We start from the raw sequence: 23,811 nt of genomic DNA on the forward strand, positions 1-23,811 counted from the left end.
CTAAACTGCCTCTAATATTTTGGAGGTTAGTTTTATGAAAAAGATATTTTTATGTTTATTGCTTGGTTTTAGTTTTTTAAAAGCAGAATGTGATGTATTGGGGCTTAAGCTTAATAGGACAAGTGCAAAGGAGCTTGCCTCAAAATATGTTGTTTTAGTAGTGGAAAAAGATTCAGGAGCAATACAATACAAGCTTGAACCTAGACAATTTAAGATTAATGAGATAAATGAGATTGAAATAGGTTTTAACGATAATGGACTTTTAGAATATGTATCGTTACAGCTTCTTGCTTCTCCTGGTGAATATAAAAGAGTAAAAGAGATTTTGGATAAAAAATATATTTCACTAGAAGAGGAAGGAGATGAAATAACTACTGGAGGTTGGTTTAGCGAAAAGAAAGTTTTGTCTTCTTGGATTTTTTATAGGACAAAAGACATGAAAGATTGTGAAGTTTCTATCTTATATCGTCCTAAAGAATTTAAGCTAGAAGTTAATTATTTGCATGTGCCTTATCCTCAATTTTTATATCCTTTAGAAAAAGCCTTGTAATAAGGGAATTTATAAAGTTGGTTTAATGAAAAAGATAATTTTATGTTTATTGTTAGGGATTAGTCTTTTAAAAGCAGAATGTAGCGTGTTAGGCTTTGAGTTGGGAGTTACAACACTTAAGGAAATTGGAAAAAAGACAAAACTAGAAATTATTGATAAAAATACTGCAAGAATATCGCCAGAGCTATTTGGGATTGAAGGGTTGGAGGATGTATTTTTTCACTTTAGGGGAAATGTAGTCTATAATGCTTCATTGTATTTTAAACCCACACAAGAAAAATATATAGAGTTAAAAAAGATTTTAGAATCTAAATATTATCTGGCTACTGATACATTGGAGAAAGATGCAGAAATACCAAATTTAAAGCATGGTGCTTTTTTTAATACAGACGATAAAGGTTGTATAGTGATGTTAGGCTTAGCAAAAGCTACAAAAAATGAAGAGGCATATTTAAAATTACACTATACATTTATTCCAGAGCGAAAATACCTTTAATTTGGGGATTATCAATGAAAACAAAGTTTATTTTTATATTTCAAATTTCTTTAGCGCAATTTGGCTTGTAGCCCCCCCCCCCCACATTTTGCTATTTGGGTGCGCGCCCCACACGATTTCGGATTTTTTTTCTTAATGTTTTCTTAATCCAAAAGCTATTTTGAAACTTTTAAAAAAAATTATTTTTGATTTTTTGTTGCAAAAATGCACCTTTTTTTGTAATTTTTTAAATGGGTGCGAAAATGAAAAAATGCAAAAATCTTTTTTAAGTTGCTTTTTTGTTGGAAATTTGCTTTTTTGCCAACAAAGCTCTAAAAGGCTTGTAGCTTGACTTTTTAAAAGAAATTTGATTATAATATTGCCAACAAGCATTTAAAAAAATGTGTCTGTTTTTTGTGTCAAAATTTAAAAAAATTAGCTTTTTTACCCTGTAAGAATGCCTAAAATACGAAACCACAAAAGTGCAATATTTACAATCCTTGTATGGCACAAAGAATATAGAGGAAATTTGTATTCAAGATATCTAGCATATAGATTTATAAAATTTCAAGAGGCACGGACACTAAGTCCGCTAACCTCTTAAAATTTCATAAAAGCTAAAGCTATATACCGTAACTACTGGAATTTATTTAATTTCTTAGATAGCTAACTTTTAAAAAACCTTTTAAAACTTTTATTCTATTCTTAGCTAATAGAATTTAATACATTGTCTTTGCGAGAGTTTGTAAAACTCGTGGCAATCTAAGAAATTACCTTTAAAGGCTATTCTTTTTTGGACTGCCACAGATTTTTCAAATCCTTGTAATGATAGAATGGAGTGTCATAACAGGGAGTGAAACAACAAAACAATCTTTAAAGTAAATCCCTTTAGAGTAAGCATTTAAGAGATTTTAAAAATTATAGGGTTTATAGATATTTATCTAGTCTCACCCTGCACATTGCTTAGTAATTTATCCATACTTGCACAACATTTTAAAAAACTCCTAAAGCCTTACTGCCACTACTAGAATTTATTTTTAATTCTTGCAGTTTTTTTAACTTCTAAAATTTTATTAATTTCATTGATAATCTCTTGCCATTGCGAGAGCCTTTAGGCTTGTGGCAATCTCTTTTAAAGATTTAAAAACATTCTTCTTTTATTGTAAAGCTTTTTAAAAAACTCAAATATTCTATTGTTTTACCTTTAGATTGTTTTTTAGACTGCCACGCAAGTCATTCCACCGCTTGTAGTGACGCCTTTATGCTTTTAAATTACTACAAGCTTAAGGCTCTTGTAGTGACTATTTTGCCAAATAGAATGTATGAGAGCGTAGGTGGTAAGAAGTGGATTTGCGTTTTTGGTATGCGTTACTTTATACATATAAAGTGGCTATAAGAGGCATTGTAAAATTTATAAAATGGAAGTTAGCAATATAGCTAAAAGCCCAAAAGTAAGAATTGGGCTTAAAGATAAGAATTAGAATGCAGGTAAAATTGCGCCTTTGTATTCATTTAAAATAAAATCTTTCATAGTTTGAGATTGCAAAGCATTGAGAAGTTTTTTTAGATTTTCATCGTTTGCTTTTTCTTCTTTGACTACTAAAATATTTGCATAAGGGGATTCTTTATCTTCTAATACGATTGCATCATTTAATGGATTAAGTCCTGCTAAAAGTGCAAAATTTGTATTAATTACGCTAATTGTCGCATCATCTAGTGTTCTTGCTAGAAGAGGTGCATCCATTTCCTTAAACTTTAAATTTTTTGGATTTTCAATGATGTCTTGAGCGGATACAAGTTCTACACCTTCTTTGAGTTTAATTACTCCATTAGCTTCTAGCACTCTTAATGCTCTAGCACCATTAGAAGGATCATTGGGTAGGGTTACTACATTGCCATTTTGTAGCTCTTCTAAATTTTTAATTTTTTTAGAATACACACCCATAGGCTCTAAATGCACACTTCCAATGCTTAGTAATTTTGTATTTTTTTCTTTGTTAAAAGAATCTAAATAGGGCTTGTGTTGGAAGAAATTTGCATCCAATGAACCATCATTTAAAGAAAGATTAGGGGTTACATAATCGTTGAATTCTTTAATCTCTAAAGTGATACCCTCTTTTTGTAAAAGTGGTATAACTTGTTGCAGCATTTTAGCGTGTGGCTCTGGAGTGGCACCTACTACTAATTTTACATTTTCTTTGTTTGTATTTTGCGATTGTGTATCACTTTTAGAACAACCACTAACAAAAAGTGTGGCACATACACCCAAAACCAATAAACTTTTTTTAAACATACTTTCTCCTTATTTTTTAAGTTTTCTATATAGAAAATCTCCTAAAGATTGAATAATTTGCACCAAACATATTAGGATAATGACATTATACAACATAATATCACTTTGGAAGCGATAATAACCATATTTAATGGCTATATCTCCTAATCCACCACCTCCTAAGCTTCCTGCCATCGCACTAAAACCGATAACTAAAATAAAAGCAAGAGTAATTCCAGAAATAATGCTAGGGAGTGCTTCAATAAGCATAATTCTAAAAATAATTTGAGAATTACTTGCTCCAAAGCTAAGTGCTGCTTCTATGACACCTCTATCTACTTCTTTGAGCGCATTTTCAATAATTCTAGCAATAAAGGGCATAGCACCAATGCTAAGTGGGACAATAGCCGCACTTGCTCCATAGCTAACACCTAAGAGCCATTTGGTAAAGGGTAGTAAAACTACCATCAAAATAATAAAAGGAAAAGAACGCAAAGTATTTAAGATAGTATCAAGCATTCTAAAGATAATTTTATTAGGAGCTAAACCTTTAGGCTCACAAAGCACGAGTAAAATTGCAGGAATGATTGCTAAGAGTGTGGCAATCACTGTGGCTACTATACTCATATAAAGGGTATCTAATGTAGCTGTTATTAGTAAATCTATGATTTTAAAATCCATTTTAATCCTTTACGATTTCCCAGCGAGTGCCACTTTGGCTTAAAAACTCGCAAACTTTTTCTTGGTAATTTTTATCAATATTAATAACTAAAAACCCTAAAGCAATATCGTTAAATGCTTCTAGTGTTCCCCATACTATATTGCAATCTATATCTAGTTTTCTTGCCATTTGGGTGATGATGGCATTTTGTGCTACTTCTTTTGGGAAATAGATGCGGATATTTACTCCATTTTTGGGTAAAATTTCATTTTCTCCTAAAAATTCTCGCATTTTTTTATCAGGACTTAAAAAAAGTTCTTCTATCGCACCGCTTCTTAGGATTTCCCCACCTTCTAAAAATGCAGCTTCTTTGCAGATTTTTTTTACCACTTCCATTTCATGAGTTACTAAAACTATACTTACTCCAAGCTCTTTATTGATAGTAGATAAAAGATCTAAGATAGCTCCTGTGATAGAGGGATCTAGCGCACTTGTAGCCTCATCACTTAAGAGAATTTTAGGATTTAGCACTAAAGATCTAGCAATGGCTACTCTTTGCTTTTGTCCTCCACTAAGCTGTGCAGGATAGAAATTTTTTTTATCTTTTAAGCCCACAAGCTCCAAAAGATTGTCAATTTTATTTTTATCTACTTTTTCTCCCCAGCACTCTAGCGGTAAAATCACATTTTCATAGACATTTTTACGGCTTATGAGGGAAAAATGTTGGAAAATCATACCGATACTTTTTCTAAAAACTCTTAAATCTTTCCCGTTTAGTTTAGAAACTTCTATACCATCTACAAGTAGTTGCCCCTCTTTAAAAGTTTCTAGTCCATTAATTGTGCGTAAAAGTGTGCTTTTACCAGCACCGCTATGCCCCACAAGCCCAAAAATACCTCCTTTATTAATAGAAAGATTAATATTTTTTAAAACTTGTAAAGTGCCATAAAATTTGCTTAAATTTTTGATTTCTATAAAACTCATTTTTATCCTAGTGTTAATTTGGCTTTTGCCAATGATTTTGCAATTTTAGCCAAATTTTTATAGAATTGCCTAGTTTTTATTAATTTTATTAAGGGTTTATTGATGCAATTTAAAAAGTGGATTTGTTGTGTGCTTTTTGTGTCTTCTTTGTCAGCACAACCTTGGGTTATGTTTAATGATTTAGACGATACTTATTTGTATGATCAAGCAAGCGGGAGTGTCTATATTCGCGTGAAAAAGGGTGGTAAAAACTATGAAGATAGTTTTGTAAAAATGGGTGTAGTGGATAAAACACCTCCTAAAGAGGAAGTTCCTATCAATTCTTCCAAAAAAGAGCAAGAAGAACTTATTAAAAAAGCTCAAGAAATTCAAAGAAGCATTCAAGGAAATATCTTAGGCGGGGGCGAGTAAGCTTTTAGCTTTCTGCTCTCTTTTTTAAAGGTTTTTCCAATCCATCTTCCCAGCCTACTTTTAAGAAAGTGATTTCTACTGCTTCAATGAGTTGTAAGGCAATTTGAGCTATAAAGGAATTGTCATTTAAAATAGAAGTTCCATTGGTTACACTAATTTTTTTATGCGTGATGAGTTCTTCAACTTGTGCTAAAACCTCATAATCTTTTTCTTTTAGTAATTCTTTTGCACTTTTTAGCTGTGTGATAATAAGAAAAGCACTCTCTTCATCCATAAGTTTTAATTCTTCTACACTGCGTAAAAGCTCCCCTAAATCTTTTCGCATTTTATTGTATTGGGCTGCTAAATCTTTGTTGGCAGAGGCACAATAAGTTTTCATATTGGTTTGGATAAGTTTTAGGTTTTTTGTGGCTTCTGCAATATTTCTTGAAGCAATTTTAAAAGAGAAAATTCTGTGGTTTTTGTCTTCATCTTCTACATAGCTTTGTGCCTTTGTGGAAAACTCCATAATCGCATCAAATAAAACTTTGATTTTTCTTCTATAAAGATAATCCAAATCCACATCTCCACTAAACCATTTTTTAGTTTGTATGATGTTCTCAAAACTTTCTTTGCCTTTAATATCGCTTCTATTAAAACCTATAGTGTGTGCAATCATTGCAAAAGCATTATTGTAAAGATGAATACTTTCTTTTTGTAAGGCTTCAATAGCGGTATCTGGATAGTTTAAGATATTTTTGTCTAAATATAGAGGATGATCCATATCTTTATCGCGAGGGGCTTTAATGGTTTTATTTAAAAAAAGCACGATTTGTTTGATAAAAAGCGACATTAAAATGACAGCAACAAGATTGAAGGTGGTGTGGAATAATGCAGTTTTGAGTGCTAGATTATCTTGTGCTATACCTAATACTTTTGCACCTAAATCTACCAGATTTACAAAGGTTGGGAAAAGCACAATAACAATAATTGCGATACTAAAATTAAAAATACAATTTGCAATCGCTAGTTTTTTGCCTTCAATATTGGTATTAAGTGAGGCTACTACTGCAGTTACTACACCTCCTATGCTTGTTCCAAGTGTGGCAGCCAGTGCATTTTCATAGCCAATTTGTCCGCTAAGAAGTGCCGCAATGATGATTGCAAGGGTGGCATGGCTTGATTGCACAACTCCAGTAGTAAGTGCGCCTAATCCTACAAAAATAAGCACTCCTTTAAAGCCTTCTACATTAAAGGCAGATAAATCCATAACGCTTTTATAACTTTCAAAACCTACTTTGATATAATCCACTCCTAAAAAGAAAAAGCCAATTCCCATAAGAATAGAACCTAAGCCTTTTAAAAGATTGTCTTTTTGAAAGTTGAGTAAAGTTCCACAAACAATAAGTGGTATTGCTAAAGAAGAAATATTGATAGAAGAGAGCCCAACAATAAGCCAAGAACCTGCACTATTACCTAGATTTGCCCCAAAGATAATACCAATACCTTGTGCTAAGGTGATAAGACCTGCTGATAAAAAGGATATGGATATGATAGAAACTAGTGTGGAAGATTGCATAAGAATGGTGGTTATCACTCCAAAAGTAATGCTTTTTAGCTTTGTATTGGTGGATTTTGTGAGAATTTTTTCTAACAATCCTCCACTAAAAGACTTGAACCCTCCTCCAAGATACATCATACCAATTAACAAAATGGCAACTCCTGCTAAGATTTTGCCTAGAGCTGGAAAGACCACTAAAAAATAAATCAATAAAATTCCTAACACCATAAGAATGTAACGATGAAAATTTTGTGCCATAAACCCAAGCCTTATAAAAAATAATTAGCACATTATAGCAAAATGAATTTTTTTAACAAGATTTAACAAAATATTAATTTTTTAAAAAATATGTGTTTAGGGCTTGACAAGATGGATATTTTTAATTATAATTTCGGTTTTCATTGACAGAATATTCCGGATTAGCTCAGCGGTAGAGTAGGTGGCTGTTAACCACTTGGTCGTAGGTTCGAATCCTACATCCGGAGCCACTTCATAAACTTAATCATTATCTTTCTTGTTTTAATTATTTGTTTTGAAAAATTTAAGAAAATATAATTTAATAAGCTTTAGCCTTAAAGAATTTCTTTAAGACTAATTCTTTTTAAAAATTAAAAGAGTGCAAACATTTGCAGAAAATGATTTTGTATATACAGGACTAAATCCTAATTCTTCTAATTCTAAAATAAGTTTTTTAGCAGTCAAAAATTCTTCAATTGAATCGGGTAAATATTTATAGGCTTTATAGTTTTTAGAAATTATTCCACCAATAAAGGGCAGGATATTTTTTGTATAAAAGCCCATAAGCTTTTCCATAAAGCTTGGATTTTCACATTTAGTGAATTCTAAAATCACTAAAAGCCCTTCTTTTTTTAAAACTCTGCTAAATTCTTCAAAAGCTTTTTTACGCTCTACCACATTACGGATGCCATAGGCTATGGATAACACATCAAAAGATTGGTTTTCTAAGGGGAGTTTTGTGGCTTCAGATTGTATAAAAGTGATATTTGGAAGCTTTTTTTTGGCAACTTCTAGCATATTTTTGCTAGGATCGATTCCTACAATCTTTTGGATTTGTAGATGGTTGGAGTTTGCATTTTTAAGCCAGTGGTTTATCATATCGCCTGTTCCGCAAGCAACATCTACAATGCAAAGATTTTCCAAACTTTTTGTGTTTAGGTTTTTAAAAACAAAATTGCAAGCTTTTTTGCGCCATGCAATATCTACTCCACAACTCATTACGCGATTAGCTAAATCATAGCTATCTGCAATATTGTCAAACATACTAATAATTTCTTGTTGCTTTTGCGACATTTAAAATTCCATTTTTCGTTGATTTTTTTGGTGTGTTATTTTAGCAAGATTAAGCCAAGCTTCTAGACTTTCAATTTGTGCTAGTGTGCTTTTTGTAGAAGTTCCGCCATAGGAATTTCTACTATTCATAGAATTTTCTAAACTTAAAGAAAGATGTGCTTCTTTTGGGATAATGCTATCAACTTTGCAAAGCTCCTCGGCACTAAGTTCACTTAAATCTTTACCTACACTTTCAGCATAGCCTACAGCTTTACCTGTGATGTGGTGGGCTTCTCTAAAAGGAATTTTGCAGTGGCTTACAAGAAAGTCGGCTAAATCTGTGGCACATAAATGCCCTTTTTGGCAAGCTTTTTTCATATTTTCTTTATGGATTTGCATAGTTTTTACAAGATCGTTTAAAATTTGTAAGCAAATCTCCATATTTTCAAAGCTATCAAAAACTGCTTCTTTGTCTTCTTGAGTGTCTTTGTTGTAGGCTAGAGGTAATCCTTTAAGCACTGTTAAAAGTCTAAAAAGATTTCCATACATTCTTCCACTCTTTCCTCTTAAGAGCTCTGGAACATCGGGATTTTTCTTTTGTGGCATGATAGAACTTCCTGTAGAATACGCATCGCTTAAGCTAATAAATTTAAATTCATAGCTACTCCACAATACAAGCTCTTCTGCAAAGCGTGAGATATGCATACCTATCATACTTAAATCATATAGGAAGTCTAGTGCAAAATCTCTATCACTTACGCTATCAGTAGCATTTAATGTGGGAGCATTAAAGCCAAGTGCATTTGCTGTATAAAATCTATCAATAGTATAAGGAGTTCCAGCAAGTGCAGCAGAGCCAAGAGGAGAAAAGTTGTTGCGTTGATGGCTTGCAGTTAATCTTTCAAAATCTCTTACAAACATACAAATATAAGCACACATAGTAAAGCCAAAATTTACAGGTTGGGCATGTTGGAGATGTGTCATACCTGGCATTATGGTTGTAGTGTGTTCTTTAGCTAAATTTAATAAAGTTGTTATAAGCTCTAAAAGCAAAGAAGCAATTTTGTAATTAGCCTCTAGGGTAAAAAGCCTAAAATCAAGTGCTACTTGATCGTTTCTGCTTCTTGCTGTGTGGAGCTTCTTGCCTGCTTCTCCAATGAGTGCTGTTAAGCGACTTTCTATTGCCATATGAATATCTTCATCGCTTAGTTTAAAATCAAATGTTCCTTTTTGGATTTCTTCTTTGATAGTATCTAGCCCTTTATGGATTGCTTCTTTTTCATCTTTGTTTAAAATTCCACAACGCTCTAGCATGCTAGAATGTGCCTTAGAACCTAAAATGTCTTGCAAATAGAGCTTTTTATCAAAAGGGAGTGAGGCATTAAAAGTGTCTAAAATCTTCGCTGCACTCTCTTTAAATCTGCCTCCCCAAAGTTTTGTGTTTTCCATACTTATTTTTCCTAAAATGGTCTTAAAATGATTAAAATTGTAATGAAAATCAAAGCAATAGTTGGGATTTCATTATAAGCACGGAAAAACTTACCACTTTTTTGACAACGATCTTCTCTGAAAGCTACCATATAACGATAAAGGCTAAAATGATAAAGCACAAGTAAAGCTACAATTAAAATCTTAGCATGCATAAAGCCACCCTTAAGATAACTAGGATCTAAAATAAGTAGCCAAACACCAGAAACTAGTGTGCAAATCAATGCAGGATAACCAATAAAGTTAAAAAGTTTTTCTTCTTGAATTTTTACAACTTCGCAAAAGCCTTTATTTTGAATATGTTCTGCATGATAGACAAAAAGGCGTGGCATATAAAAAAGCATTGCCATCCAAGAAACAAAAGAAAGAATGTGAAAAATTTTAACATACAAAAAAGTCATCTACTAAACCCTTAAAATAGAAAAATAAAATAGGATTATAGCTTAAGAGACTTAAAATTTTATAGTTTTATAAAAAAGTTTTGGTTCATAAAATTATGTTATAATTTAAAGATTTTCATTAATAAATGCGGAGTTATGTATGAAAAAATATTTAAAAAAGATTAAAGATCCTAAAATTGCAGGGATTTTTGCAAAAAGTGGTTTAGGACTTGTAGCAGTTTTAGCAATAAGTGGATGTGGAAATACAGACACTAATAGTAGTGCAAATAGTGGGCTAGAAGAGGCAACTAAAAAGGGTGCTACTGTTATGATTGAAGAGCAAAGCGATGGAAGTTATAAGATTTTAGAAGAATATCCAAGTAATACAACTAGAGTAATTTTAAAAGAAAAAGATGGCAATGAGAGAATTTTAAGTCAAGAAGAGATTGATAAAATCATCGCCGAAGAAAATAAGAAAATTGAAGCGGGAACCTCACAACTTACAAACCCAACAGGAGGAGGATTGTCTTTAGGAGAAACGATTTTAGCAAGTGCGGCTGGGGCAATTTTGGGAAGTTGGATAGGTAGTAAGCTTTTTAATAACCAAAATTATCAAACCCAACAAAGAACGACTTATAAAAGCCCACAAGCTTATGAGCGTTCCCAAAATTCTTTTAAACAAAATGCAACAGGTAGTGCAGGGCGTAGTGGTTTTTATTCTCCAAATTCTAATAATTCCCCTACTAGCACAAATCGTTCTAGCCAATCTAGCTCTTTTGGAGGATAAATAAGTGAATATTTTAAAAGCAAATCCTTTAAGCAATCAAGATTTAGAAGAATTGGGGCTTAGTTGGCATACTGATGTTGATGATACTCCTTATGTGAGTGATGAGATTATAGAAGTGAGTGAAGAGGAAGCAGAGCGATATTATGAGGCAAGTAATGAGCTTTATGATATGTTTGTGGAAGCTGGACAATATGTAATTGATAATGATTTATTTTTTGATTTAGGAATTCCTTTTAACCTAGTAGATGCGATTAAAATGAGCTGGGAAGAAGAGGTGCATTGGCATCTTTATGGGAGATTTGATTTAGCAGGAGGATTAGATGGAGCTCCTATTAAACTTCTAGAGTTTAATGCAGACACTCCTACGATGGTATATGAGAGTGCAATTATCCAATGGGCTCTTTTAAAGAAAAATGGTTATGAAGAGTCTAGTCAGTTTAATAGCCTCTATGAAGCATTGGGGCATAATTTTATGCGAATGATTACTTTAGGGGAGGATATTTCAAACTTTGATTCTGTTTATGAGGGGTGGAAAATCCTTTTTTCAAGCATTGTAGGAAGTGTGGAAGAAGAACGCACAGTAAAGCTTTTAGAAGTGATTGCTAGAGAAGTTGGATTTAATACAAATTTTTGTTATGCACATGAGGCAAACTTAAGTGAGAGTGAGGGTTTAAGCTATAATGGGGAAAATTATGAATTTTGGTTTAAGCTTATTCCATGGGAGAGCATTGCTATTGATGAACCCGAACTTGCAAATTTAATCACAGCAATGATTAGAAACAAAAATACTATCTTTTTAAACCCTGCTTATACTTTAATGTTTCAAAGTAAAAGAATGTTAAAAATCTTATGGGATCTTTTCCCAAAACATCCTTTACTTTTAGAAACTTCTTATACACCTCTTTCTTGTAAGCAGGTTAAAAAACATGCTTTTGGAAGAGAGGGCGAGAGTGTTAGCATACTTGATGCACTGGGTAATCCTATTAAAGAAAATGGCGGAGAATATTCTAATTATCCAGAAATTTATCAAGAATTTACAAATTTAAATTCTTGTAATGGTAGCCTTTATCAAGCTAATGTTTTTTATGCTTATGAGGCGTGTGCGTTGGGCTTTAGAAAAGGTGGGGAGATTATGAATAATATGTCAAAATTTGTTTCCCATAAAATAGGTTAGAATTTTAGATATGTAAAATTTTGCTTATTTATTTTAAGCTTTAAAAACTAACTTTAGATAAAAATAAACCTTGAGGAGGGCAGGGGATTTTAAAAATCTGCTTTCCCAAAAGTTGAGCTTTAAAATCACAAACTTTTAAATTTCCTTTATCAATTTCTAATAAAAATCCTACTATAAGACGGATTTGGGAGCGCAAAAATCCATTCCCGCAAATAGAAATTATATAAAAATTCTTTGTTTTACGCAGTTTTGCTCTATAGATTGTTCTTAGAGTGCTTGAGTTTTTACTGCCCAGCTTCATAAAAGCACTAAAATTATGCGTTCCAAGGAGTAGATTTAAAGCTTCTTGGATTAAATGCTCATTTTTTATGGTGTGGAATAAAGAGAAGTGGTTTAAAAAAGGTGATGAGGTTTGGGATAAAAGATAGCAATACCCTCTTTTTTTAGCACTAAATCTTGCATTAAAATCTTGATTTACCTCCCAAATATGCTTGACTTTTATGCAAGGGTAGAGTTTTGTATTTAAAATAGATTGAAGCTTGTGGAAATCATTAAAAAAAGAGGGTAATTCCAAAGAAATCACTTGTGAGTTTGCATGCACTCCCTTGTCTGTTCTACCGCTTGCTATAAATTTATTAAAAATCCCCACACTAGCAAAAACCTCTTCTAATTTTTTAGCAATCGTTGGAAAATCATTTTTTTGAGATTGAAAACCATAAAAATCCCCTCCATTATAGGCGATTTTCATTGCTACTTTCAATAATATTTCCTAACAAAGCGACAATAGGCAAAATATCCCAAAGAAAACCATAAAAGAGGCACAAAAATCATTCCAGAAAGTGGCAAATAACTTGTAGCAAGATAAGTAATACCATAAAAGCCACCTACAGCTAACATGGTTTGTAAAATCGTATAGTTTTTATCATAGCGTGGATTTTTAACCCCAATAAGAGGAAAATAAAATAGGCTTGCAAGCGGAAAAAGTGAAACAATCATATAAAGGCTTAGATTTTGTCGTATTTTATCCTTTTTGGGATTATCCAAAAAGGCTCTTTTCCAATAGTTTAGCACCCCAAGATTATCGCTAAAATCTGCTATAAGGCTATTTCTTATCGTGAGTTTTTCAAAATCAATTTTTTCTAGCTCATTTTGGTTTTGGCGATAAACTTTTCCATCCTTCAAAAAGACTTCCATAATGCCATTTTGATTAGCCATATGGGCTTCTTTTGCAAAGATAAATCCTCCATTTTCTGCAAAAGAAAGTAAGACGATATTCTCATAAGTGTTATTTTCTTCATTAGCATTTTGTGTATAAACAAGCCAATCGCCAAGTTTTTGTCCAAATTCATTGGGGGATAGATTTAGATGGATACTGCTTTTTTTCTGCTCTAAAAATTGTCGGTAAGCAACATCGCTAAGAGGGGTTAGCACAAATGAAACCATAAAAAGAGTAAAGCTAACCAATAGGGCAATAGGCAAAAAGATTTTAACAATATTTGCAGGACTCATACCAAGGGCAAATAAGACAGGTAATTCATAATCAAAACAAAGTCTTGAGAGAGAAAGTGTGCAAGCTACAAAAAAGCTAAGAGGAATTACAAAAAAAATCATTGTAGGCAGTGTATAGATATAAAGTGATAAAAGCTCTAAAAAACTTATTTTAACAACGAAGGTAACTCCTGCTATTCTAATAAAAATAACAACAGATGCGATAAAAAAAAGCACCAAAAATACAGGAAAAAATATTTGTGCAAAACTTAAAAAGAGATAATTTTTAATCCGCAAAATCGCCTACCTTGCTTGTAATTAAACCAAAAAGTATTTTACTAAAAATTGGCTAAAAGTTCCCAAAAACAAAAAAGGAACAAAAGGAATTTTAGAATGTTTGTAAAATAAAAGATAAAAAAGAGCAAAAATGCTTGCTAAAAATATCCCCAACATTCCCTCTTGCAATCCAAAAGTAGCCCCTATAGAGCCAAAGACTAGCACATCTCCTTCACCCATAATTTCCTTTTTTAAAGTGGCGCTCCCAAAAAAGCGTAAAACTTCAGCAAGTCCTATGAGGGCTAAACCACTAAGTAAAAAGCTAGGTTCTTGCTTTAAAAAATAAAAACCACATAAATTTGCTAGGAGAAAAAGCGTTAAATTAAGATTATCAGGAATCTCAAAGTAAAGATAATCTATAAAAGCTAAAGATAGAAAACAAAGAAAAAACAAAAGATAAAAAATGCCTACTAAGCCAAATAGGTAGTAGCAAACAAAACTCATACTGCCCCCAAACAACTCTACTAAGAATTGTCCAAAACCAATTTTACTTTTGCAATCTTTGCAAGTTCCTTTTAAGAATATATAGGAAAACAAGGGGATTAATTCATAGAATTTTAATGTTTTTTGGCAGTTTTGACAAAAGGAGCGTGGGGTTATTATGCTAATTCCTTTTGGAATTCTATAAATCAATACATTAAAAAATGAGCCCAAAATACATCCAAAAGCACATATAAATACATATTCCATTTTTATCTCTTTAAAATTTTGATACAATTTTACATCAAACTTTAAAAAATAAAAGGTGTATTTATGAAAGATCTTATCCGTTTTTGTGTTTCTTTGCCTAAAAATCTTTTGGAGGAATTAGATAGTAATTTAACACATGGTTATTCCTCGCGTTCTGAGGTTATAAGAGATTTAATACGCGAAAAAATTATCCAAAAAGAATGGGATACTACACAGGATGAAAGCATTGGGGTTTTAACAATTATTTATAACCATCATCACAAAGAACTTAATCAAAAGCTTATAGATTTGCAACATGCAGCTTCTCATAAAACTATCCAAATTCTTTGCACAACCCATACACATATTAATGATAATAATTGCCTTGAAACCATTATGTTAAAAGGGGATTCAAGAGAGATTGAAGAGTTAAGCTTAAAAATAGGTGGGCTAAAGGGGGTGAAATTTTCAAAACTTACAAAAACTTTGGCACTTGATGATTGAGGTAGAAAAAATAGCGGTTTTTGGGGGTTCATTTGATCCACCTCATTTAGGACATTTAGAGATTATTAAAACCGCACTTTTATTTTTAGAAGTTGATAGATTATTTGTAGTGCCTACTTTTTTAAGTCCATTTAAAGACAAATCTTTATTTTCTCCTCAAAGAAGACTTTTTTGGTTAAAGCTTTTAAAAGAGGAGTTAAAAGAAGAAAAACTTAGTATTTTAGACTATGAAATTAAACAAAATAAACCCACACCTACAATACAAACTATTAATTTTCTTATTCAAAGATACAATCCAAAGCAAATTTTTTTACTCTTAGGAAGTGATCAAATCCAATCATTGCACAAATGGCATTCTTATGAAGAATTAAAAACAAAGGTAGAATTTGTTATAATAGAACGAGAGGGTTATAAGATTCCTGCTTCTTTTAAAGTCTTGCCTATGCAAAAGGTGCAAATTAGCTCCACAAAACTAAGGGAGGATTTAAAAAAGAAGAAAAAAGAGCTTTTAGGATTCATCCCAAAAGTTATTTTAGAAGATATAATGAATGGAGAATAGATTGCAAATAGAACAGACAATTAATTTAATTTGTCGTCTTATTGAAGATAAAAAAGGCGAAAATATAGAAACTTTTGATTTAAGAGAGAGTGATTATTTTGTGGATTATGTGGTGATTGCCACAGCACTTGTAGATAAACACGCTTTAGCGCTTTTAGATACTTTAAAGACAGAGCTTAAAAAAGAAGGTATTACATTTTTTAATATTGATGATGAAAATCCAGATTGGATTGTGGCGGATTTAGGCGATATTATCGTGCATCTTTTTACAGAAAATCAAAGAAAAAAGTTTAATCTAGAAGAGTTTTTACAAAAAATGGCAAAACAAAAACAAGATTAATAGAGTTTATAGGGTTTTGCAATTTTTAAAAGTGCGCCTAAAAATTGGTTGGGAAAGCTTTGCCAATAGAACTTATCACACACTAAAATAATTTCTTTTTTAGCACGGGAGAGGGCTACATTTAGTGTATAAAGTGCTAGTGGATTTCTAGAATCGCTCAAATAATAATTTAAGGCAACTGGACTTAAAAGAATGCTATCAAATTCTTGTCCTTGTGAGGAGTGGATAGTAAAAACACATTCTAATGCTCTTAAGCTTGGCATTTTGCTTAAAATGAGTTTTCTTTGATTGACAAAGGGGGTTAAAATCGCAAAATCCTTTTTAGCCATAATAAAATTTTGTGCTAAAGTGCAGATTGTATTTGCTTCATTAATGTTTGCATTAGGCAGTTTTTCATCTTTTTTAAAGCTAGATTGCACATGAAAAATTTGTGTGTTTTCTTCAAAGCCTCTTAAGCCATTTTTATACACAAAATAATCCAAGATTTTAGCTAGATTATCCCCATAGCGATAAGTAAAAGAGAGTTTGTGGGTTTGGATTGAAAAGTTAGAGAAGTGGATATAAGAGAGATTAAGAATTTTATCTTTTAGCTCAAAAAAGTCTTTTAAAAAAAGACTAGAATAGCCAAATATTTTGGAGAGATTCCATTTTGGATTGGTTAAGTCTTTGCTTTTTAATGCAAGGATAGGAGTTAATTGTTTGTGATCTCCCAAAAGCGTAAGGGGTTTATTAAAACTGCACAAAGGAAGTGTTTTAATAAGCGGAGAAAATCCAGCTTCATCTATAAAAAAATGAGAAAATTCTAGCTCCATTAATTCTTCTCTTTTTAAAAAGGTATCCAAAGTGGCAGCTATAAGCAAGGAATCTTTTAAGAGTTTTTTATAATTTTTTCTATCTTCAATTAAGGGGTCGCAATTTTGTTTGTAGTTTTGTGAAAAATAGAGGCTTGGCATTCCAAGTCGCAAAATACAATCTGTAGAAACCCCTAGTTCTTTTAAGCTTTGTAAAAGTGTGATTAAAGATTGCTCTAAGGCGGTGTTTGTGGGTGCTAGGAGAGCCACCCTTTTACCCTTTTTTAAATAAGTGGCAAGAGAATGGAGTAAAACAACTTTTGTTTTTCCGCTTCCTGCTACCCCCCAAATATAGCATAATTCTTGCGTAAAAATTTGTTTATAAGCTAAAAGTTGTTCCTCATTTGGAGGATTTTGAAAATCTTTTAAGGTTTGTAGATGGCGTTCTAATTCTGCAAGACTTAAAAGAGTAGGGGGATTTTTAGGTAAGGATAGAGAGGGGTTTTTAGAATAAAAATTAATGAGATTTAAAATCAGAAATTTTAAATCCGAATATAATTTTAACTCTGTTTTATTTTGTAAAATTTCTTCTTTTAAAGGGGAGGGGATAGCTAGTGCTAGAGTTTTTTTATTTTCATCATAATAAAGGGGTTCAATCCCTAATTCTTCTAGGCTAAATTCCTCATTTTTAAAGCTAAAAATCAAATCTTCAAGGCTAAAAATCTTTTTTTCCAATCCCAAAACTATTCCAAAAATATCTTCTGTAATGGAGTGGATTTTTATCGCATCATAGCCTAGATTATTTTCTAAAAGATAATCATAATAATTTTGCGAAGCATTTAAAAGAAAGTCTTGTAAAGTAGGGGTTAAAGCTTCCAGAAATCTACCTTTAAATAAATGCTAAATTATAGCAAAAATTTAGAAATCTTTAAAATGAATTGCAAAGCAAGGAAATGGAAAAATAATGAATTATTTTTTGGTATATTTTTAGAGTATGTGGAAAAATATCAAGATGAGATTCTTAAAAACAATGGCAAAATTCCTTTGATAGTAGAATATAAAAAAGATACCAAAATAGAATGTGATGATGATTTTTATACAAAGCATTGCAAACCTATCTAATGAAAGGAAAACAAAAATGATAAAATTAAATGGGTTGCTATTAATAAAAATTAATTTGGCTTTATTTTGGATAATGGTTATTAATATATTGTTTTTTGCTGCAATAAATTCAAGTAGGGGTATTAAATATCATTTAATGTATGATTTGATGTTTCAATATTTTTTATTCATTGGGGTTTTAGGACTATTAAGTATTTTTTTAGAAAAATTCTTCAAAAACTTGATAATTAAGTATTTTTTATTATCTATTTTTTTGACTTCTTGTTATTTTTTTATTTTTATTACAATGCAATTTATAGGAATAATGCCTTCTAGTTTAAAAGGGTTTTCTTTAGAGTTTAATGAACTATTACTTCATTGTTGTATTAATTTTATCTTTTTTTGTTTAGCTATTTTTGGGATTTATAATTTATTGACAAATAAAACAAGATTTCTTTATATATGTCATCTGGGCTCACTTTTGCATTTATTTATGTATGTATTATTTTATGGAATGCTAAAGTGGAATGGATAAAAAATCTAAGAATAAAAGTAAAAAATGGACAATCCATTATGACAATTAAGGAGGTGATCTCATTTGTTTGGTTTGCCACAAAATCAAATAATAAAACTGACAAACTTTACAATCAACCTATTTATAGGCAAGAATTAGATGATGGAATCGATATTATATACAGAACAGGTTCTAGAAGCGGTGGAGAAACAATAAATATTTATGGTAAAAATCCACAACTAAATAAAACTATTCATATTAAGCCATAGGAGTAAAAGTGAAAAGAATAAAAGTAATATATGCAATGGGTAATCCCATTTTTTCTTATAAAGAAAAAGATGATATAGGATATAAAAGTGATGAAAATTTAAGTGAAGCATTAAATAATAAACAATATTTTTCTGAAATGGATTTACTTCTAGAATATTTAAGATACACAACAAAAACAGATATTCTCTTAGCATTTGAATATTTATTATTAAAACTGATTGATGATGAATTTTTTGCAAGACATGAAGTGGATGCAAATATTATTCAATTTTATAATATCGATAGTCTTAATAACACTCTTTCTTTAAATACACCCAAACCTACTTATATAAGCGAATATATTAATATCTTGGGACAACTTTTCTTAGCAGGTTATATAGACTTTGGTTCTTACTATGATAATGATGATAGGGATAAAATAGATTATCCCACAAACTTATCTTATTATAAAGAAGATAAATATCAAGCTTGGATATATTTTAGAGATAATTTCTTTTATACTAACGCATTTTTAAAATCTGATGAAGATGATATTTTAATCTATAAAGATCAAGAATACACAGAAAAAACCCTGCCTAAACTTAAAGAAGGAGAAATAATTTATAGCACAATGTATTCTCCTACCTCTTGGGATACACCAAAATATTGGAGCGAGTATAATATATGGGTAGCAAGAACTCAAAAAGGCACAAAATATTTTAATGAAGTCTTAGCTCCTAAATTTTATAATAAATACAAAGATTTAGAAGTAGAGATTGATAAAAAAGGTAATGTGATTAGATGGATTGGGGAGGTTAATGGGTTTTTGGGAGATATATAAAGCCTTAAGAAGCAATGTGGATTCTATTTATGAAGACAGAAGAGAATTTGATTATTATGGATAGTTATCAAAATGGTATGACAATTAATTACCATGTAGATATAGATAATGATAGAGATGAAGAAGTGACTAAATTTAGTATTGGAAGCAAAACTTTTAGCCTTAATCCCCACCCTCAAGGCTATCCTAGTGCCCCTTATGATTTCACGCCCGAAAGATTAGAATAGATTATAAAAATCATGATTTGGATAGATTATGCAATCCCACAGAATCCCTGCTATTTATTGTTCTAATTTCTGGAGGATTTAAGAGAGAGGATAAAAACCTATGCTAGAGAGTATAATATTAAAGGGTAGAAAATATGGAGATTAAAACTTTATCCCCATTTCAATCCTGCCTTTAAAATCCGTATCTTTATGGATATTGCTAGAAAGTTGCAATTTGCTAAAGAAAAAATCCCTAAAGTTAAAGCCAATTTCCCCTTGTAAATAAAGAGAGTCTTTTGTGTTTAAATTGCTTTTTGCATAGAAAGAATTAGCACTTGCTCCTTTAAAATTTGCATTGTTTTTTAAAGAATCTAAGAATGCGTGGCTATAGCCCCCTAAGAATGCAAGATTCATTAAAGTGTTTGCATTAAGATTTTGGGTGTAATTAATATCTAATCCTATAAAAGAATTTAACATATTGAAGTTTTTAGAATCTAACTGAAGTGCTGTGGAACTTGTATTTTCTTCATTAAAATTTTGGCGGTGTAAAAAATTATGTTCTAAATATACTAAAGGACCAAAGTTGAAATTTTCATAGTTAAAGCTTTTGCCAAAACCTAAAATCTCACTGCTAAGATAAGAATTAAATTTAGAATTGTAGTTTGCATTAAAACTTCCTATGCTTAGGGTTCTATTTAGTTTTGTATGTTCAAATCCTCCTCTAAGTCCTAAAAAGAGATAAAAATCTTCTAAAGAATATTTGGCAAAAATTCCAGCATAAGCTCCTTTTGTCTTGGTATTAGCAAAATTGTCATCAATATCAAAATTATTATTGTTTAAGATTGCATTAAAGCTAAAATTTAAATGATTAAAGTTTTTTGTAGTTTTAAATTTCAAGCCCGTGTTGTATCCTTTATAGGAATTAAAATCTCCATTGGCTTTTAAGTTTTGATAATCTCCAAAAGTGCTTATGGAGCTTTGCCAATCTTTTTCATACTTTTGATGAAGTTCATCCAAGAGTTCTTTATTAAGCTTTTCTTGAAAATCTAAAGAAATTTTAGCACTATCTAAATAGGCATTAGCATTAAGATTATTTAAGGCTTTGCTGATTTGCTTTTTATCTTGCAAGAAATCCAGCTCGCTAAAAAGCAGACTAATATCTTCTTTATTGCCTTGAATAGAAAGAGCATTTAAAGCATTAGCTAAAGAAATATCTGCGTCTTTTTTAGCAAAAGGTTGATAGTCGCGTTGGATTTGTAATTCTTGCTTTGTGGAATCATAGCTAAAATCTAAAGTATAGGAAGGAGTATTTAAAGAAGAATCATAGTTGATATTGCTAAAGCTTCCATTGATAGTGCCATTTGCTTGGATGATATTGCTTTTATCAAGAGTTAGTGTGCCACTTTTATAATAATCTTTGCCAATATAAAAATTAAGATTTCCACCTAAATTTGCATTATTTCCTACATAGACATTAGCCTTTCCATTTCCATTTAAAGAGACGCTAAGAGAGGCATTGCTATTTTGCATGAAATTGTTTTTAATATAAAGGATAGAATTTTGCAAATTTTTAGAAAGAAGTGTGAAATTTGCTTTATTGTTTAAATCATAAACAAAAGCACTCCCTTGTAAATTTAAATCTTCATTGACATTCATTTTAAAGCTATCATAACCTACAATATTAGCTTTTACACTCCAAGCATTGTTTGGTGTATTTAAAGAAAAATTTGCAACAGATGAAGCATTGCCAAAATTAAGCTCTGTAAAAAATTGATTTTTATATTCGTCTAATAATAATTTATCATTATTTGGATTCCAATTGGATATTATATCTCCTTTTATATTTGCATTTTTTGCTATGTTAATGGTTTTTACATAAGCATTATCGGCGATGTAAATTGATGCTAAAGAACCTATGGTAGAGCTAGTAGAACTAAGATTTAAGGTATCAACCAAAGCACCATTTAGATTATAAAAACCAAGCATATGTTTTATATCATTAGGTTTATAACTCATTTCTAACATATAAGAACCACGATATTCTTCAGAATTTCCTAGCGTGTTATCTCCGAAATTTATATTGATAGCTATGCCATCTTTACCTGTAGCTTTTAATTCCCCATTTTGATGGATAATATGCTCTTTCCCATAAGCAATTAATAAGGCATTAGAATAATCTCCTAAAGTATGCACTTTTACACCATTGGAAATGGTGAGTTTATTATTAGTTCCATCTATGCGAATTCCACTTGCAGCCACACCACTAGATAAAATATCATGGTTTTGCGTAACTGTATTGTTTTTGCCATAGATGTGTAAACCTACTCCATATTCTGTAGGATTATATACTCCTTCTAGCCATTCACCATCTTTTCTTGCAAAATACCCATGATTACTTTGCCAATCTTTTAAATCACTTTCATAAATAGAATCTCCATAATAAAGTTTTCTATCAAATTCATAGCCTAAATCTTGAAGTAAAGCAAGTTCTGCTTCCATATAAAAAAGATAATTTCGCCAGCTTTGATGACTCATTAAGGAATTATCAAGCTCAACATGGCTTACATCTAAATCATCACCCTCCCAACCATTAATAGGAATGCCATTAATCCCATCATAGCCCAATTTAGCATTTTTAATCACCTCTAAAACATTCTCTCCTATAAAATAAGTATGTCCCCATGCAGTGCTAAGAGAGCCTGTTTGATTGCCAATATTTGGATCAATTAAAAATACTTTTTCGCCTTTACTCAACGCCTCATCAACTTCATCTTGGGTTTTAACCACTCTCATACCTTGTTCAAATTTAACTCCGTTATTATCATAAAGATGATTACTAAAGCTATTTAAAAAAATAGAATTTTCAACCCTATAAGAAAATAATCCTAAAGCATGAAAAAGCTCATGCGTGAAAGTAGAAAAGGTATCAAATTGATTTCCATTTTGAGGCAAAGTGCTAGGATGAGGAGCTATATACCAATCAAGCTTTCCCATGCTTATATGCCCTAAATATTGTGAATATTTTAAAGGAAGATCCCCATCTTCTAATTCTTTTCTAATAGCATCAATGCTTTCTCCTTGTAATACCCTATTAAAGATGGGATTATTAAATACTTCATAAGAAAGTGCACTAGCATTTTCAATTTCCATAGTATTTACACCAATAGGTATGGGATTTAAATTTTTAGCATTTTCTCCTATGATATTAGCCCAAAATTGAGCCGCACGGATGATTTCATTCTTTTGCTCTTTACTTAGAGTATAAGGAGAAGTTTGTGTTTCAAACCAAAAATCTAGTTTTTCTCCTTTGCTATAAAAATCAAGTTGAAAAATAGGCTTATTTCCATTATAAATAATGGTTGTATCATAAGCATTTGCTAGGCTAAAAGGGATGAGTAAAATAGATAATATTTTAGAAACTTTCATAATTTTTCATTCTCCCTTAAAAATATTCCAAAATATCTAATATATCATAAATAATAAAAATGTCAAATTTTAAAGAATTTTTTGTATAAAATTTAGGGCTTAATAGTTTTTGAGTAAAAGAGAATTAAAGAAAAATGTGATTGTATAAAGTGTGCTTTTTATATAAATAAATATTTAGCTTATAAGAAAATTTTTTATTAATTAAGAAGTAAAGGGGCTAAAGATGGATAAAATGGTGGCTCTGATTGGACTTGAACCAACGGCCACTACCATGTCAAGGTAGTGCTCTACCACTGAGCTACAGAACCAAAAGCGTGATTCTAACAAGTTTTACTTTTATTTTTCTTAAGACTTTTTAGGATAATCCAAGCCACACCTAAATTTATCATCACATCAGCAAAATTAAACACTGCAAACTTAAATCCATAATGCCAATAAATATAATCTACTACTCCTATGTGGATAAAGCGATCTAGGATATTAGAAACTCCTGCCCCAAAGATAATGCCAATGGGTAAAAGATAGGTTTTTAAAAGTTCTTTGTGTTTTAAAAGATAGAAAAAAATCCCTACTAAAAGCAAGATTTGTAAATATTTTAGCCATTCTTGCAAAAAGGCAAACATAGAAAATGCTACCCCTTTGTTATAAACTAACACGAGAGAAATTACACTTCCATCATAGTTAAACTCACTAAGAACAAAAAACCACTTAATAGCTTGATCACATAAAAAGACTGTTAAAAATGCAAAAAAGAATTTAATCCACAAGTCTTAAT

25 protein-coding genes and 2 tRNA genes are annotated in these 23,811 nt (G+C 31.1%); 13 read left to right on the forward strand and 14 right to left on the reverse strand.

What is annotated here, in order from left to right:
• Positions 1-34: 34 nt before the first annotated feature.
• Together B6S12_RS05105 and B6S12_RS05110 are read left to right on the forward strand one after the other, a co-directional pair.
• Complete coding sequence (locus B6S12_RS05105; protein ID WP_111229732.1) at positions 35-550, forward strand: hypothetical protein; 516 nt, start codon at positions 35-37, stop codon at positions 548-550.
• 25 nt (positions 551-575) lie between these two features.
• Complete coding sequence (locus tag B6S12_RS05110; protein WP_111229733.1) at positions 576-1,046, forward strand: hypothetical protein; 471 nt, start codon at positions 576-578, stop codon at positions 1,044-1,046.
• Positions 1,047-2,502: 1,456 nt separating this feature from the next.
• Here B6S12_RS05110 and B6S12_RS05115 read toward each other — a convergent pair.
• Genes B6S12_RS05115 through B6S12_RS05125 form a run of 3 tightly spaced genes read right to left on the reverse strand, consistent with a single transcriptional unit; the run spans position 2,503 to position 4,942 of the window.
• Positions 2,503-3,318, reverse strand: coding sequence for a MetQ/NlpA family ABC transporter substrate-binding protein (locus B6S12_RS05115; RefSeq protein WP_111229734.1), 816 nt, complete (start codon positions 3,316-3,318; stop codon positions 2,503-2,505).
• A 9-nt stretch (positions 3,319-3,327) separates the two neighbouring features.
• Positions 3,328-3,978 carry a methionine ABC transporter permease gene (locus tag B6S12_RS05120; RefSeq protein WP_111229735.1) on the reverse strand — a complete coding sequence of 217 codons (651 nt, stop codon included), beginning with the start codon at positions 3,976-3,978 and terminating at the stop codon, positions 3,328-3,330.
• A gap of 1 nt (position 3,979) precedes the next feature.
• Positions 3,980-4,942 (reverse strand): methionine ABC transporter ATP-binding protein, encoded by a 963-nt coding sequence (locus B6S12_RS05125; protein ID WP_111229736.1) that lies wholly within the window; start codon positions 4,940-4,942, stop codon positions 3,980-3,982.
• A 102-nt stretch (positions 4,943-5,044) separates the two neighbouring features.
• On the opposite strand from B6S12_RS05125, the gene B6S12_RS05130 reads away from it, so the two are divergent.
• Positions 5,045-5,353, forward strand: a complete 309-nt coding sequence (locus tag B6S12_RS05130; RefSeq protein WP_111229737.1) for a hypothetical protein — start codon at positions 5,045-5,047, stop codon at positions 5,351-5,353.
• A 4-nt stretch (positions 5,354-5,357) separates the two neighbouring features.
• Here the strand turns inward: B6S12_RS05130 and B6S12_RS05135 are convergent, their stop codons facing one another.
• Positions 5,358-7,151, reverse strand: a complete 1,794-nt coding sequence (locus B6S12_RS05135; protein ID WP_111229738.1) for a Na/Pi cotransporter family protein — start codon at positions 7,149-7,151, stop codon at positions 5,358-5,360.
• Positions 7,152-7,306: 155 nt separating this feature from the next.
• Between B6S12_RS05135 and B6S12_RS05140 the strand changes: the two genes are divergently transcribed.
• Positions 7,307-7,381 (forward strand) — tRNA-Asn (locus B6S12_RS05140).
• A 103-nt stretch (positions 7,382-7,484) separates the two neighbouring features.
• On the opposite strand, the gene ubiE is transcribed toward B6S12_RS05140, so the two are convergent.
• Genes ubiE through hemJ form a run of 3 tightly spaced genes read right to left on the reverse strand, consistent with a single transcriptional unit; the run spans position 7,485 to position 10,072 of the window.
• A complete protein-coding gene (gene ubiE, locus B6S12_RS05145; protein WP_111229739.1) occupies positions 7,485-8,204 on the reverse strand; it encodes a bifunctional demethylmenaquinone methyltransferase/2-methoxy-6-polyprenyl-1,4-benzoquinol methylase UbiE in 720 nt (239 codons plus the stop codon).
• Positions 8,205-9,632 (reverse strand): argininosuccinate lyase, encoded by a 1,428-nt coding sequence (gene argH / locus B6S12_RS05150; protein WP_111229740.1) that lies wholly within the window; start codon positions 9,630-9,632, stop codon positions 8,205-8,207. It lies immediately after the preceding gene.
• 11 nt (positions 9,633-9,643) lie between these two features.
• Positions 9,644-10,072: a protoporphyrinogen oxidase HemJ gene (hemJ, locus tag B6S12_RS05155; RefSeq protein WP_111229741.1), complete on the reverse strand. Its 429-nt coding sequence runs from the start codon at positions 10,070-10,072 to the stop codon at positions 9,644-9,646.
• Positions 10,073-10,211: 139 nt separating this feature from the next.
• Here hemJ and B6S12_RS05160 point away from each other — a divergent pair, with 139 nt between their 5' ends.
• Complete coding sequence (locus tag B6S12_RS05160) at positions 10,212-10,838, forward strand: UPF0323 family lipoprotein (protein WP_111229742.1); 627 nt, start codon at positions 10,212-10,214, stop codon at positions 10,836-10,838.
• Between the two features lie 4 nt (positions 10,839-10,842).
• Positions 10,843-12,012: a glutathionylspermidine synthase family protein gene (locus tag B6S12_RS05165; protein ID WP_111229743.1), complete on the forward strand. Its 1,170-nt coding sequence runs from the start codon at positions 10,843-10,845 to the stop codon at positions 12,010-12,012.
• Between the two features lie 40 nt (positions 12,013-12,052).
• Here B6S12_RS05165 and truA read toward each other — a convergent pair whose 3' ends face one another.
• From truA to B6S12_RS05180, 3 genes are read right to left on the reverse strand one after another with little or no spacing between them, the layout of a single operon-like run.
• Positions 12,053-12,772, reverse strand: coding sequence for a tRNA pseudouridine(38-40) synthase TruA (gene truA, locus B6S12_RS05170; RefSeq protein WP_245892534.1), 720 nt, complete (start codon positions 12,770-12,772; stop codon positions 12,053-12,055).
• The gene (locus tag B6S12_RS05175) at positions 12,769-13,797 is read right to left on the reverse strand and encodes an LptF/LptG family permease (protein WP_111229744.1); all 1,029 of its coding nucleotides are present in this window, start codon (positions 13,795-13,797) and stop codon (positions 12,769-12,771) included. The genes truA and B6S12_RS05175 overlap by 4 nt, the downstream gene beginning before the upstream one ends.
• A 21-nt stretch (positions 13,798-13,818) precedes the next feature.
• Positions 13,819-14,526: a prepilin peptidase gene (locus B6S12_RS05180; protein WP_111229745.1), complete on the reverse strand. Its 708-nt coding sequence runs from the start codon at positions 14,524-14,526 to the stop codon at positions 13,819-13,821.
• A 63-nt stretch (positions 14,527-14,589) separates the two neighbouring features.
• Here B6S12_RS05180 and nikR point away from each other — a divergent pair, with 63 nt between their 5' ends.
• Genes nikR through rsfS form a run of 3 tightly spaced genes read left to right on the forward strand, consistent with a single transcriptional unit; the run spans position 14,590 to position 15,908 of the window.
• Entirely contained in the window at positions 14,590-15,009 is a 420-nt protein-coding gene (nikR, locus tag B6S12_RS05185) for a nickel-responsive transcriptional regulator NikR (protein ID WP_111229746.1), read from the forward strand.
• A complete protein-coding gene (gene nadD / locus B6S12_RS05190) occupies positions 15,002-15,568 on the forward strand; it encodes a nicotinate (nicotinamide) nucleotide adenylyltransferase (protein ID WP_111229747.1) in 567 nt (188 codons plus the stop codon). The genes nikR and nadD overlap by 8 nt, the downstream gene beginning before the upstream one ends.
• 1 nt (position 15,569) lies before the next feature.
• Positions 15,570-15,908, forward strand: a complete 339-nt coding sequence (rsfS, locus tag B6S12_RS05195) for a ribosome silencing factor (RefSeq protein ID WP_425454657.1) — start codon at positions 15,570-15,572, stop codon at positions 15,906-15,908.
• On the opposite strand, the gene B6S12_RS05200 is transcribed toward rsfS, so the two are convergent.
• Positions 15,905-17,434: an AAA domain-containing protein gene (locus tag B6S12_RS05200; protein WP_245892536.1), complete on the reverse strand. Its 1,530-nt coding sequence runs from the start codon at positions 17,432-17,434 to the stop codon at positions 15,905-15,907. The two genes, rsfS and B6S12_RS05200, sit on opposite strands and share 4 nt — an antisense overlap.
• A gap of 162 nt (positions 17,435-17,596) precedes the next feature.
• On the opposite strand from B6S12_RS05200, the gene B6S12_RS05205 reads away from it, so the two are divergent.
• The 4 genes from B6S12_RS05205 (at position 17,597) to B6S12_RS05225 (ending at position 19,631) form a co-directional block, all read left to right on the forward strand.
• Complete coding sequence (locus B6S12_RS05205) at positions 17,597-17,821, forward strand: hypothetical protein (protein WP_111229750.1); 225 nt, start codon at positions 17,597-17,599, stop codon at positions 17,819-17,821.
• Between the two features lie 441 nt (positions 17,822-18,262).
• Positions 18,263-18,583, forward strand: coding sequence for a hypothetical protein (locus tag B6S12_RS05215; protein ID WP_181450964.1), 321 nt, complete (start codon positions 18,263-18,265; stop codon positions 18,581-18,583).
• Positions 18,584-18,591: 8 nt separating this feature from the next.
• Positions 18,592-19,404: a hypothetical protein gene (locus B6S12_RS05220; protein WP_111229753.1), complete on the forward strand. Its 813-nt coding sequence runs from the start codon at positions 18,592-18,594 to the stop codon at positions 19,402-19,404.
• 29 nt (positions 19,405-19,433) lie between these two features.
• A complete protein-coding gene (locus B6S12_RS05225) occupies positions 19,434-19,631 on the forward strand; it encodes a hypothetical protein (protein ID WP_111229754.1) in 198 nt (65 codons plus the stop codon).
• 141 nt (positions 19,632-19,772) lie between these two features.
• Here B6S12_RS05225 and B6S12_RS05230 read toward each other — a convergent pair whose 3' ends face one another.
• From B6S12_RS05230 to lspA, 3 genes are all read right to left on the reverse strand, one after another.
• On the reverse strand, positions 19,773-23,036 hold the full coding sequence (locus B6S12_RS05230; protein ID WP_245892538.1) for an autotransporter outer membrane beta-barrel domain-containing protein: 3,264 nt from the start codon (positions 23,034-23,036) through the stop codon (positions 19,773-19,775).
• A gap of 233 nt (positions 23,037-23,269) precedes the next feature.
• Positions 23,270-23,344, reverse strand: a tRNA-Val gene (locus tag B6S12_RS05235).
• Between the two features lie 12 nt (positions 23,345-23,356).
• Positions 23,357-23,803, reverse strand: coding sequence for a signal peptidase II (gene lspA / locus B6S12_RS05240; RefSeq protein WP_111229755.1), 447 nt, complete (start codon positions 23,801-23,803; stop codon positions 23,357-23,359).
• Positions 23,804-23,811: the final 8 nt, after the last annotated feature.

Origin of the sequence: Helicobacter valdiviensis, from assembly GCF_003245365.1 — a bacterium.
GTDB classification, from domain to species: Bacteria; Campylobacterota; Campylobacteria; order Campylobacterales; family Helicobacteraceae; genus Helicobacter_D; species Helicobacter_D valdiviensis.